10 protein-coding genes are annotated in these 12639 nt (G+C 44.2%); 5 read left to right on the top strand and 5 right to left on the bottom strand.

Features of this window, described 5'->3' with window-relative positions:
* Nucleotides 1-17 precede the first annotated feature (17 nt).
* Nucleotides 18-332: a hypothetical protein gene (locus K370_RS09885; RefSeq protein WP_047541254.1), complete on the top strand. Its 315-nt coding sequence runs from the start codon at nucleotides 18-20 to the stop codon at nucleotides 330-332.
* 266 nt (nucleotides 333-598) lie between these two features.
* Nucleotides 599-820, top strand: a complete 222-nt coding sequence (locus K370_RS09880; RefSeq protein ID WP_047541252.1) for a hypothetical protein — start codon at nucleotides 599-601, stop codon at nucleotides 818-820.
* Between the two features lie 55 nt (nucleotides 821-875).
* Here K370_RS09880 and K370_RS09875 read toward each other — a convergent pair whose 3' ends face one another.
* Together K370_RS09875 and K370_RS09870 are read right to left on the bottom strand one after the other, a co-directional pair.
* Complete coding sequence (locus K370_RS09875) at nucleotides 876-2519, bottom strand: electron transfer flavoprotein-ubiquinone oxidoreductase (protein WP_047541250.1); 1644 nt, start codon at nucleotides 2517-2519, stop codon at nucleotides 876-878.
* 100 nt (nucleotides 2520-2619) lie between these two features.
* Entirely contained in the window at nucleotides 2620-3546 is a 927-nt protein-coding gene (locus K370_RS09870; RefSeq protein ID WP_047541248.1) for a LysR family transcriptional regulator, read from the bottom strand.
* A gap of 121 nt (nucleotides 3547-3667) precedes the next feature.
* Between K370_RS09870 and K370_RS09865 the strand changes: the two genes are divergently transcribed.
* The 3 genes from K370_RS09865 to K370_RS09855 are packed head-to-tail and all read left to right on the top strand — an operon-like array spanning nucleotide 3668 to nucleotide 6186.
* Nucleotides 3668-4420: an electron transfer flavoprotein subunit beta/FixA family protein gene (locus tag K370_RS09865; protein WP_047541246.1), complete on the top strand. Its 753-nt coding sequence runs from the start codon at nucleotides 3668-3670 to the stop codon at nucleotides 4418-4420.
* Entirely contained in the window at nucleotides 4417-5355 is a 939-nt protein-coding gene (locus K370_RS09860) for an FAD-binding protein (RefSeq protein WP_047541244.1), read from the top strand. The genes K370_RS09865 and K370_RS09860 overlap by 4 nt, the downstream gene beginning before the upstream one ends.
* A 54-nt stretch (nucleotides 5356-5409) precedes the next feature.
* Nucleotides 5410-6186, top strand: coding sequence for a ferredoxin--NADP reductase (locus K370_RS09855; RefSeq protein ID WP_047541242.1), 777 nt, complete (start codon nucleotides 5410-5412; stop codon nucleotides 6184-6186).
* A 140-nt stretch (nucleotides 6187-6326) separates the two neighbouring features.
* Here K370_RS09855 and K370_RS09850 read toward each other — a convergent pair whose 3' ends face one another.
* The 3 genes from K370_RS09850 to K370_RS09840 form a co-directional block, all read right to left on the bottom strand.
* Entirely contained in the window at nucleotides 6327-9101 is a 2775-nt protein-coding gene (locus K370_RS09850) for a GGDEF and EAL domain-containing protein (protein ID WP_052185216.1), read from the bottom strand.
* Nucleotides 9102-9281: 180 nt separating this feature from the next.
* Complete coding sequence (gene recQ / locus K370_RS09845) at nucleotides 9282-11108, bottom strand: DNA helicase RecQ (protein ID WP_047541912.1); 1827 nt, start codon at nucleotides 11106-11108, stop codon at nucleotides 9282-9284.
* A gap of 53 nt (nucleotides 11109-11161) precedes the next feature.
* Nucleotides 11162-12580, bottom strand: a complete 1419-nt coding sequence (locus K370_RS09840; RefSeq protein WP_047541909.1) for a 3'-5' exonuclease family protein — start codon at nucleotides 12578-12580, stop codon at nucleotides 11162-11164.
* Nucleotides 12581-12639: the final 59 nt, after the last annotated feature.

The raw sequence follows: 12639 nt of genomic DNA, 5'->3' as shown, positions 1-12639 counted from the left end.
AAAAGATAAGAGCCAACATGAAAAAAACCATTTCTACTATATGTACCGCCTTGTTGTTCAGCTTAAGTGTTCATCATGCTTACGCCGCATGCGAAACACCTGGTGCGCCAGATGCGCCTGGCGCAAAACCATCGCTGCCCATTTGCATGTCTGGCTACAAAAGTACAGGCAAGCACGATTGCTCAAGCACCGAAGCCGAGAACTACATTGATAAAATTAACGATTATATGAAAAAACTCAACACCTACGCCGCAGATGCGATTATCTACGCAAATGCAGCACAGCAGTTTGCAAAATGTAGCGCAGAAGAAGCCAAAGAAGGCTTGAAATAACTAAAATTTAAACCTTTTCATGTTTTTATATTTTTTATTAATACTGTAAACACTTCTGTTAATGAGCTTTATTGATATTGCTTTACTTCTTATTTGTCACTCCCAGCGGGAATCCAGTTAACTCACATCTTTCATACGGCACACTGTAAACGAGTGCGCCCTATGCTAACGGCTTTAACTCTTGAAATTTAGATGGGTTTTAGCGCGGGGATGCGCATGGGTAAAAATCGTCTTATAATCTGATTGAACATATCGGAGAATTAACCATGAAAAAACCATATTACATTGATTTTCCACAAGAACATTTTGAAAACCAGATGCATCGGTATCGCTGCGTTTTTTGCAAAGAAGAAACCACCGTGATTAACGGCAAACTGGAAGGACATTTGCCAACGTGTGAATATCGCATCCAATTAGAGAAAGCAGGATATGATGCATTCGGCTGTACAGTTAAAACGGCATTAACGGATGCGGATGATTTCGATTAAAACTTTAATTAAGTTTTAATAAGAAAATTTAATTCGGTATCCTTAAAATCTAGTGTTACATGCCGGTGTAAACAGGCCCACTGCCGCCTTCAGGCGGAACCCATACAATATTCTGTGTGGGGTCTTTAATATCACACGTTTTGCAATGAATGCAATTTTGCGCGTTAATTTGCAGCTGCGGCGCATTATCCTTTTGCACAATTTCGTACACACCAGCCGGGCAATAGCGCTGCTCCGGCGCATCAAATTTTGCCAGGTTAATGTTAATCGGCACGTTTGCATCTATTAATGTTAAATGACAAGGCTGATTTGCATCATGCGCAATATTGCTTAAATTAATGGAGTTCAGCTTATCAAAACTGAATACGCCATCTGGTTTTGGATAATGAATCACAGGCATTTCAGCCGCAGGCTTAAGGCTATCATGGTCAGCTTTTTTGTGCTGCAAAGTCCAAGGCATGGTGATTTTGAATGCAGACAACCACATTTCGATACCACCTAATAAGGTACCGGCCCAACTGCCAAATCTTGATAATAAAGGTTTTACATTACGCACAGCATGCAAATCTTGCCATATCCAAGATTGTTTCAGTGCTTCTGGATACGCGCTTAATAAGTTTGCTTTGCTACCATTAAAAGCTTCAAAAACAGCTTCAGCCGCCAGCATGCCAGATTTCATCGCGTTGTGGCTGCCTTTAATACGCGGCACATTGACCATGCCGGCGCTACAACCGATTAGCGCACCACCCGGAAAAATCAAATTGGGCAACGATTGCAGGCCGCCTTCACTAATTGCTCTGGCACCATAACTTAAGCGCTTTCCGCCTTGCAATAATGCTTTGATTTTAGGGTGTGTTTTAAAACGTTGAAACTCATCAAACAGCGATAAATGTGGATTGGCATAATCCAGATGCACCACAAACCCGATGGAAACCAACTGCTCACCATAATGATAGATAAAAGAACCGCCACCGGTATCTGCGCTCAGCGGCCAGCCAAGAGTATGTTGCACCAAGCCTAACTTGTGCTGTTCAGCAGGAACACGCCATACTTCTTTAAAACCCAAGCCGTATTTTTGTGGTGATGCGTTTTGACGCAGATTAAAGCGTGCTTCTAACTGACGCGTTAATGAGCCGCGCGTACCTTCTGCAATCAAGGTATAAGGCGCCCGAATTTCAATACCCTGCACAAACTGCGCGGTTGGCTCGCCATTGGTATCTCGCCCCATGTCACCCGTGATAATGCCCACCACTTGCTCATTTTCATACAGCACTTCTTGCGCAGAAAAGCCGGCATAGATTTCAACACCCAAACCTTCAGCTTGTTCGCCCAGCCAGCGGCAAACATCACCAAGGCTGGCAATAAAGTTACCTTTATTGCTCATTAACGGCGGCAATAAACGGTGTGGAATAGCCCAGGATTGACTTTGACCTAGTATTAAAAACTCATCATCGCTGACAGGTGTATTGAGCGGCGCACCTAATTCACGCCAATTTGGAATCAGCTCATTCAATGCGATTGGATCTATCACCGCGCCAGAAAGAATATGTGCGCCGACTTCCGCGCCCTTTTCTAAAACACAGACACTCAATTCCTGACCTGCGCTTTGCGCCAATTGTTTAAGCCGAATTGCCGCTGCTAAGCCTGCTGGGCCTGCGCCTACAATCAACACGTCATAATTCATCACATCACGTTGCATGATTCTTCCTTGTTCGAATCTTGTTTAATTATTATTTGTTATCACTATTGGTTAATTATATGAATCGTTACCGGGTTAGTTATAGCCAGATTTGCTTTATTTAGGCAACTTCTGGCAAATTAACCAAATCACTTCTTTTAACACCCGCAGTCAGGTCTTTGCATAAGGTTAGAAACTCGCGCATGGCAGTTGTCTGATATTTTTGCTTATGCCATAAAAAGCAAAAATATCGACTTAAATCGAGTTGTGGTGTGGCAAGCGGCACCAAACTACCGCGCTTGAATGCATCTTTGAGCGCCAAGCGGGAAATACAACCGATGCCCAGACCCGATTCTACCGCGAGCTTAATTGCTTCAGTGTGTTCAAGCTCAAGCCGGATATTCAATCTGGCATTATAATTGTGAAAAGCGCGATTAAACGTTTCGCGCGTGCCAGAACCTTTTTCGCGCAATATCCATGACTCAAGCAACAACTGCTCTGTTGTGACCTTACGCAAGCTTGCCAATGGATGATCGGGCGCACTAAAAACCACTAACTCATCCGCCAACCAAGGCTGCACTTCAATATCAGGATGGTCGCAATCGCCCTCAATCATGCCCAAATCCAATTCATGGTTGGCAATTTTCTGCACAATGGCACTGGTATTGTGCACCTGTAACTGAATGCGACTATTGGGATGCGATTGCAAAAAACGCGCAACCAATATCGTCACCAGATAATTGCCCACGGTTAAGGTTGCACCAATCTTCATGTGCCCAAAGCTAATATGGCCTTGCAATAATGCTTCAATCTCTTTGGCTCTATCCAGCAACTCTACCGCACGCGGCAACAATTGCTGGCCCACTTCATTAATGCGTAGCGACTTGCTCACACGGTCAAACAATTGCAAATCAAACTGTTTTTCAAACTCGCCCAATGCTGTACTGGTGGCCGATTGCGACAATGACAACTCTTCCGCCGCGCGCGATACACTTGCGGTGCGGCTGATAGCCACAAAAATCTCCAGTTGTCTTAAGCTATATTTCATTCACTAATTTATATATTCCAATTATATATATCTATATTACAGATATATATAATCACTATAATCCATTTAACATATAGTTGATTTTACTATAAAATACGCGCTAATTGTTAAGGAAGCCGTTATGAAAATACTGGTCGCAGTCAAACGAGTGGTTGATTACAACATTAAAGTACGTGTTAAACCAGATGGTTCTGATGTGGATATTGCCGGCGTAAAAATGGGCGTTAATCCGTTTGACGAAAACGCAATTGAAGAAGCGTTACGTTTAAAAGAACAAGGTAAAGCGACCGAAGTTATTGCGGTTTCATTTGGTTCTACCGCCAACCATGACGTGTTAAGACATGCGCTGGCAATGGGCGCTGACCGCGCGATTCTAGTTGAAAGCGCGGAAAAACTGCAATCTTTAGGCGTTGCCAAACTGTTAAAAGCGGTTGTGTTACGCGAACAAGCTAATCTCATTATTCTGGGCAAACAGTCAATTGATGATGACGCTGGTCAGATGGGCCAAATATTGGCAGCACTATTAGACTATCCTCAGGCGACCTTTGCCTCTACCATCAAACTAGACGGTAACGAAGCGATTGTAACGCGTGAAGTAGATGGTGGAACAGAAACAATCGCATTAGATTTACCTGCTGTTATTACTGCTGACTTGCGCCTTAACGAACCACGCTTTGTAAAACTGCCAAACTTGATGATGGCTAGAAAAAAACCTATTGAAAGCATTAACGCGTCTGAGTTAGGTTTAGATATTCAACCACGCTTAACACTATTAAAAGTTAACGAACCGCCGGTTAGAAAACCTGGCATCAAAGTCAATAGCGTGGAAGAACTTGTGAGTAAATTGCGCGCCCATGAAGGTATACAGCTATGAAAACTTTAATACTAGCCGAACATAACGGCAAAGAACTCAGCCCTGCAGTGCAGCAAGCCGTGACTGCGGCGCAGTTTTGGCAAGCGCCTATCGATTTATTGGTGGCTGGCGGCAATGATGCTATTTTGCAAACAGCGGCTTCAATTCAAGGCGTTACCCGGGTGATTCATGCAAATGCCGCGCACTTGGCACACCCGCTTGCGGAGGATATTGCCAATTTAGTCGTATCTCTTGCAGAAGATTACCAAGTCATTCTGGCATCGCATTCTTCTTATAGCCGCAATGTCTTGCCGCGTGTTAGTGCTTTATTGGATGTGGCGATGATTTCAAATGCATTAACGATTCAGGCGGACAATACCTATACACGCTCATGCTATGCTGGCAATGTGCATTATGTGGTTCAAAGTATTGATAAAACACAGGTTTTAACCATACACGGCAGTAATTTTGCGGCGGCAAGCCTTGGTGCGAACACTGAGATTATCAATATTGATGCGCCAGCAGCTTTTACTAAAACGCGCTGGGTCAGTGAAACACATAACCTATCGCACAGGCCAGCATTAAGTTCCGCTAAGATTGTCATATCCGGTGGCAGATCATTAGGCAGCGCTGAAAAATTTGAAGAAGTTCTATCACCACTAGCGGCTAAGCTTGGTGCAGCTTTAGGTGCTACCCGTGCCGCAGTGGATGCTGGATATGCGCCAAATGATATTCAAGTAGGCCAAACGGGCGTCGTGGTCGCGCCCGAACTTTATTTTGCAATTGGTGTTTCTGGTGCAGTTCAGCACACATATGGTATGAAAGATAGTAAAATCATAGTCGCAATTAACCAAGATCCCGATGCACCTATCTTTCAAGTAGCCGATTATGGCTTGGTAGCAGATCTTTTTGACGTCGTGCCCAAATTAACAGAAGAGGTTAATAGCCGCAATTAATGCAACAGCTGCCGACTATCACAATAAAATATTACCTATAGAAAACACTAACTTATGAGCAAATACTCTACCGAACGCGTTTTGAGCGTTCATCACTGGAATGACAGCCTGTTTAGTTTTAAAACCACGCGTGACCCAGGTTTGCGTTTTGAGAATGGCCAGTTTGTGATGATTGGCCTTGAGGTTGAAGGGCGCCCTTTAGCGCGCGCCTATAGCGTTGCCAGCCCAAACTATGAAGAACATCTAGAGTTTTTCAGCATTAAAGTACAGAATGGCCCACTCACTTCGCGCTTGCAACATTTAAAAATAGGTGACGACATTTTGATTGGCCGTAAACCAACTGGCACACTGGTTATTCATGATTTAAAACCAGCAAAAAATCTTTATTTCTTATCAACAGGTACTGGTCTGGCGCCTTTTATCAGCCTGATTCAAGATATTGACGTTTATGAGAGATTTGAAAAGGTTGTACTGATTCATGGCGTGCGCCATGTAAGCGAACTTGCTTATGCAGACTTTATTGAAAAAGAGTTACCAAATAACGAGTTTTTCGGTGAGTTGGTACGTGAGAAGTTAATCTACTACCCGACTGTTACACGTGAACCATTCCGCAACCAAGGCAGATTAACCGATTTAATTAACTCAGGTAAGTTATTTGAAGATATTGGTTTACCTCCGCTAGACCCTGCGAACGACCGTGCGATGATTTGTGGTAGCCCGCAAATGTTGGCGGATACGTCCGAGTTGCTGAACGCTAGAGGTTTTGTAGAATCCCCCAGAATCGGCGTGCCAGGTGATTACGTGATTGAACGCGCTTTTGTGGCGAAATAAGTCTAGCCACGTCTAGTTACTAGAATAAAGAAGGTTAACTGACCATTCACTTAGCCTTCTTCACGCAATAAAAAACTATCACCTAAAAATCAAAGGCTTAAATAAATCATAGGCCTTTGATTTTCAACTTCTCATTTCACCTAGTTTATTTTCATGCGTGAATAAGCCTCAAACTCTTCAGCATCTACTGGTTTAGAAAATAGATAACCTTGCGCATAGTCGCAGCCTGCCGCTGCCAACAAATCGTACTGCCCCTGCGTTTCCACGCCTTCGGCTATCACTTGCATATCCAGTTTATGCGCCATCAAAATAATCGCTTCACACAAACCTAAATCGCTTGAGTTATCCGTCATGTTTTTAACAAAAGACTGATCAATCTTAATGTAATCAATATCATATTTCTTTAAGTAAGATAGTGACGAATAACCTGTACCAAAATCATCAATCGCCACTTGAATGCCTGCATCTCTAAACTTAATCAGATTACTTGTAACATTGTCCGTTGCATCAAGCAGCGACCCTTCAGTAATCTCTATGACCAAACTATTACCGGGAAGCTCCATTTTTCCCATACTCTCCACCCAAGTTGAGTCAGGAGCTTTAAACTGTACAGGTGACTTATTGATACTGATTTGGAAATCGGGATGTAAGGACTCACGCCACTGCTTAACTTGCTGTACCGCCTCATGAAACACCCATTCGCCAATTTCATAAATGATCCCTGTATCTTCAGCAACAGGGATAAACTGCGCAGGATTAATTAAACCATGCGTAGGATGATGCCAACGAATCAACGCTTCGGCTTTATGTATTTCACCGTTACTTATCTTGATAATCGGCTGATAAACTAATTTAAGCTCATCTCGATTAATGGCGTGCCTTAAATCATTGGCTAAACGCATTCTGAATTGTGCAGCCGCCTGCATAGATGGCGTGAAGTAACTATAGCGATTACGTCCCTCAGCCTTTGCCGCATACATTGCTTGATCTGCATTTTTTAATAAAGTATCAAAATCAGCCGCATCAACCGGACAAATGGTAATACCTATACTTGCTGAAATATAAACCGGCTCTAAATCCAGTGTAAACGGCTGTTGTAATTGCTCCAGAATGTTTTGGGCGACACGCTCCAACCCACTTAAACCATCCATTTCACTTAAAAGTATCACGAACTCATCCCCACCTAAACGAGCGACTGTATCTGTATCGCGCACACAGCCTTTCAGCCTAAGCGTTGCCTCTTTTAATAGAGCGTCACCCTTATCATGCCCCATCGTGTCATTCACTTCTTTAAAGTGATCTAAATCTAAATACATGACCGCTAATGCCGAGCCGGTACGTTCTGACTTTTTAAGCTCCTGTTCTAAGCGGTCACGAAACATACGCCGATTAGGTAAACCAGTGAGTCCATCAAAATTGGCTTGCTGCCAGATCAAGTCTTCTGCTTCTTTCTGCTTAGTGATATCGTGCAGAATACCTAACACACTGCGCGCGCCGCGAAAGTCCACGCTAGAAGCATGTAATTCCATCCAAATAAACTCTAAACCTCCATTCTTAACGAAGCGCACTTGATAGCTTTTCTGAAACTCTGCATCGCCAGCAATACGCGCAGCAAATCGCTCATTCCATATATCCAAATATTCAGGTGCGATTACTTGCTCAAAAGGCATGCCAATAAACTCTTCATAGCTGTATCCCAACATCTTGGGCAAAATTGGGTTGCTAAAAATAAAACGATAATCCTGCGCTACAAATACACCATCTATCATGGCTTCTAATAAAGCGCGCTGGTTTGAATCACTTTCGCGCAGTGCGGCTTCAATGCACTTAACTTCATGAATATCAGTATATGTGCCAACAAGACGCTCCGCTTTCCCCGCAGCGGTAAAGCTCACAATCTTGCCGCGACTGAGTACCCATTTATAGCTTCCATCTTTACACAATATACGATGCTCAATCGCATATCGATCCACTTTCCCATGTACATATGCCTTTAGTGCAGCCAGCACCTTAGTGGAATCCTCTGGGTGCAACAACTTCCCCCACGCATCAATGCTGGCAATCGAATCGTCATTGCTATAACCCAACATTTCTTTCCACTGACTAGAAAATGTTACTTGTTTAGTCATCACATGCCAGTCCCAAACGCCGTCACGAGCACCATCCAGTGCAAACTTCCAGCGCTCCTCGTTAATTTGAATAGTTCTTAAAAGCGTAGCGTCTCTAAGCACCAGTCTTCGGGTGAGGTAAACACCCATTAGCATCAACACAAACGTGATTCCAATCATTAAGCTAACAATCAAAACCTGTGCTTTACGTGAAGCAGCCCCCAACGCATTAGAAAATGCATCCTCAAGCGGTGTCAGCTGCAAACTGATTTGGTTAATTTTATCAACCAGCTCATTCACTTTATCTTCATGAATATTTCCTGTCGCAATATGCTGATGCAATTGGTCGGCGAGCTTAACAGTTTGCTCGATCAACTGGTCGCCTTCGACCCAATACTTAATCGAAGGCGACATCAAGCTCGTATGCTGAAAATATAAAAACAGTTGCACCAAACCAGGCACATCATCAGGATTATTTTTTGCCTTTATAAGTGCCGCAGAAGCAGCCTGTGTGTCTGGATTCGACTGTTGCAACGCAAGGCGCGCCACTTTATCTTGCAAAGGGATTTCTATCTCACGTAGAAACTGCTGATAATCGGATTCTGAGTGTGTTACAGCGTACCGATTTAAATGATAGGTCGACTCTTTTTGTGATTTTGACCATAAGCTCTCGCCGCTGACATAGGCTCTAACTGACGATAAAACGTGCATGCTAACAATGCCTAAAAATAGCAACAAGGCCACGATAAAACAAAATGGCCAGATTGTTTTTAGCAACTGCTTATTGACTGAGAAAAGTGTTTGCATACCTATTTTTCTTATTTATATTAACTACGATTTTGACTTGCTGTAGTGAAGTGTATGACATTGCTTGATTATTAGTCGCGCATTAACTGCAATTGATTATTAACTGCATTTAACGCAATTGTAATTTGTAATCAGCCAGAACGCCCTGATCGTGAACCATCATTGAAAGGATGCGGCATACTAATTGGCAACAATCACTTGTAGAAAATCATCCCCATAGCGATCCAACTTAGCGCGCCCGACGCCCATAATTTGGCTCATTTCCAGCAAACTACCAGGGCGACGATTTAAAATCTCAATCAATGTGGCGTCATGGAAAATCACGTAAGGTGGCACGGCTTGCTCACGCGCCAATTCTAAACGCTTGGCTTTTAGTGCTAGCCAAAGCGGATCGTCAGCCAATCCGTCGTAAGCGGCTTTGGCATTTGCGCTACGCCCTGATTTGCTGATTTTACGATTTTCAGTTTCCGCATCACGCCTTAACCATACTTCTGCTAAACCTTTTAATACAGGACGCGCCGCTTCAGTGAGTTTTAATCCACCATGCGAATCAATATCCGCATGTAAAAAGCCACCAGCAACCAGTTGTCTGAATACGCTGCTCCATTGCGATTGGACGATATCTTTACCAACACCAAATACACTTAAGGTTTGATGGCTAAACTGCAATACTTTTGGATTGGATTTACCCATTAACACATCCATTAAATGCACCACTCCAAAGCACTGTCCAGTACGATACACCGCCGAAAGCGCCATTTGCGCGGCCTGTGTCGCATCCCAAGTATCGACGGGGTGTAAACAATTATCACATTGCTGGCAATTACCCGCGTGCTGCTCGCCAAAGTAACGCAATATTGTTTGATGACGACAATTGACCGATTCGCAGAAGCCCAACAATGCGTCTAACTTTTGCCGTTCAACTTGTTTACGCGCTGCTGGCGCATCGCTTGAATCCAGCATTTGCCGCATGCTGACCACATCGCCCACACCAAACGTCATCCATGCATTCGCTGGCAAACCATCGCGACCTGCGCGGCCGGTTTCCTGATAGTAACTTTCCATACTTTTGGGCAAATCTAGATGTGCAACAAAACGTACATTCGGTTTATCAATCCCCATGCCAAACGCAATCGTTGCTACCATAATCACGCCTTCTTCGCGCAAAAAGCGACGTTGATTCTGATTGCGCACGCTGGCATCCAAACCGGCATGATAAGGTAGCGCATCCCAGCCGCGCGCTTTTAACCAGGCTGCTGTTTCTTCCACTTTTCGACGCGATAAGCAGTACACAATACCCGCATCGTTAGCATGTTCGGTTTCTAAAAAAGTTTCTAATTGCTCGCGTGCTTTGTGTTTGGGCGTTACGCGATAACGTATATTGGGGCGGTCGAAACTGGAGACAAACTGCTGCGCGTTTTCTAAGGACAAACGCTCAACAATCTCTGCCCGAGTGGGCGCATCAGCGGTGGCTGTCAGGGCAATACGCGGCACATTGGGAAAGCGCGTATGCAGTGCCGTTAAATTGCGATATTCGGGACGAAAATCATGCCCCCATTCCGATACGCAGTGCGCCTCATCAATGGCAAAAAGCGCAATGCCAGTATGCATTTCGACTTGTTCCAGCTGTGCTAAAAAACCACTTAATAACAGTCGCTCTGGCGCGACATACAAAATATCTAAATCGCCTTGAATTAATTGTGAAGTCACTTGGCGCGCTTCATCAGCGTCCAGGCTGGAGTTTAAAAATGCGGCCTTAACGCCCAACTGTTGTAAGGCATCCACCTGGTCTTGCATCAAGGCAATCAGTGGTGATACCACAATGGCCACGCCGTCACGCAATAAAGCCGGCAATTGGTAACACAAGGATTTTCCGCCGCCAGTGGGCATTAACACCAGTGCATCGCCGCCTGCGACTACATGTTCAATAATGGCTTGCTGTTCACCTCTAAAACTGGAATAACCGAATACTTCGTGCAGGCGCTGTTGGGCTTGGGAAACTATCATGGTTGGCATTGTACACCGCGAACTAGCTTGCTTTAAGGCAAATGACTTTTATATTAACGATGTAAAGAATCTGTTTTTGCAGTCAATTCAACAATCTGGGTTTTGGGATGATTAAAGGCCTTTAATAACAATTTATAGGTATCCAAATCAAATCTGAACTCGGTCTTTTCCTGCAGTTTTTCGCTTAAATCCGATTCACTCTCGATTGCGCCCAAATAAGTCCAATGCTCAAAAATATGCAACTGTATTTTGTCATTTTCGGCATTCTGTTCACGTATGCCAATCTTGCCGGCGTATGGCCACGTTTTTAACTTATGAGCCGTTAATGCCTGTTGCAAACGCAGATAATGCAGCTCGGGTGATTCGCGGCCACAACATGCGCCCTTACAACGTTTAGTTTGGCTGGAAAAACACGCACCACTACCAGTTGGTTCTAAACCTAACAAACGCGGGCATAATTGATGCGCATCGGCTATTTTTCGCAGCGCTTCTACTGCTTGGCGTTTACTTTTAAATGTGCCGAATAACACATCCAATTCAATTGGATTGATATCATTTTCGCGCACTAGCGTTAACAGACTTTTTGCGTGCATATCCACATTTAATTTCCAGCTATACAGTTGCCGCTCATTGCGCAGCTGGCGGTTATAGATCGGCTGGCGCTCTTTAATCAACTTAGACTCGAGCAGCAAAGCACTAAAATCGCCCGCTGTAGTTAACCACTCAATATGCTTGATTTCTTGAAAAATCCGCATTTCCTTAGTCGACGCGTGATCTGAACTAAAATGCGACAACACCCGTGCGCGGATATTCGCACTTTTGCCGATATAAAGTGGTAAATCATTTTCGCCATAAAACAGATAAACACCTGGCGTTTCTGGCATATCTTCCAGCAATGTCGCATCCAGATGTGCTGGCAATGTTGGCTGGCTCATTAACTGTGCCGCGGCACGCAGAATTGGCGCTTCACCCAGTTCCAATCTAGCCGACTCCAAAAATGTCAGCATCACCTCCACATCGCCCATGGCGCGATGGCGGGCAATGGTTGTCAGATTATGCCGCTGCATAATCGCATCTAAACCGTGGCTTTTATGCTGCGGATAAAGCAAGCGCGAAAGCTTGACCGTACACAGCACTTTTTGCCGAAAAGTAATGCCGATGCGTTTAAATTCCGCTTTCATAAAGCCGTGATCAAAACGTACATTGTGCGCCGCCAGCACGGAACCCTCTAAAAAACCCAGCAGCTTATCCGCCACATCCGCAAACACAGGCGCGTTGGCGACCATTTCATTATTAATCGTGGTTAGTTGCTGAATAAATAGCGGAATCGGTTGTTCTGGATTAACCAAAGTCTGCCAGCGCGCGACTTCTACGCCATGCTCAAAACGCACTAGCGCAATTTCCGTAATGCGATCGCGCAATGGCGTAGCACCAGTGGTTTCAAGGTCTAAATAAGTAATGACTGGCAAAATATTCATGAATAGTTGATCATCTTTTTAATGCAATATTAGCTGTGCTAGTTTTTAGCTAA

It is taken from the genome of Methylotenera versatilis 7, assembly GCF_000799165.1.
In the GTDB taxonomy this organism is placed as follows: domain Bacteria; phylum Pseudomonadota; class Gammaproteobacteria; order Burkholderiales; family Methylophilaceae; genus Methylotenera_A; species Methylotenera_A versatilis_A.
This window is presented reverse-complemented; position numbering and strand designations above follow the sequence as displayed.

What these genes read in the sequence shown, in the direction of transcription:
- K370_RS09880 (WP_047541252.1), top strand. Translation starts at nt 599, where the DNA reads ATGAAAAAACCATATTACATTGATTTTCCACAAGAACATTTTGAAAAC.
- K370_RS09870 (WP_047541248.1), bottom strand. Translation starts at nt 3,546, where the DNA reads ATGAAATATAGCTTAAGACAACTGGAGATTTTTGTGGCTATCAGCCGC.
- K370_RS09885 (WP_047541254.1), top strand. Translation starts at nt 18, where the DNA reads ATGAAAAAAACCATTTCTACTATATGTACCGCCTTGTTGTTCAGCTTA.
- K370_RS09855 (WP_047541242.1), top strand. Translation starts at nt 5,410, where the DNA reads ATGAGCAAATACTCTACCGAACGCGTTTTGAGCGTTCATCACTGGAAT.
- recQ (WP_047541912.1), bottom strand. Translation starts at nt 11,108, where the DNA reads ATGATAGTTTCCCAAGCCCAACAGCGCCTGCACGAAGTATTCGGTTAT.
- K370_RS09860 (WP_047541244.1), top strand. Translation starts at nt 4,417, where the DNA reads ATGAAAACTTTAATACTAGCCGAACATAACGGCAAAGAACTCAGCCCT.
- K370_RS09850 (WP_052185216.1), bottom strand. Translation starts at nt 9,101, where the DNA reads ATGCAAACACTTTTCTCAGTCAATAAGCAGTTGCTAAAAACAATCTGG.
- K370_RS09865 (WP_047541246.1), top strand. Translation starts at nt 3,668, where the DNA reads ATGAAAATACTGGTCGCAGTCAAACGAGTGGTTGATTACAACATTAAA.
- K370_RS09875 (WP_047541250.1), bottom strand. Translation starts at nt 2,519, where the DNA reads ATGCAACGTGATGTGATGAATTATGACGTGTTGATTGTAGGCGCAGGC.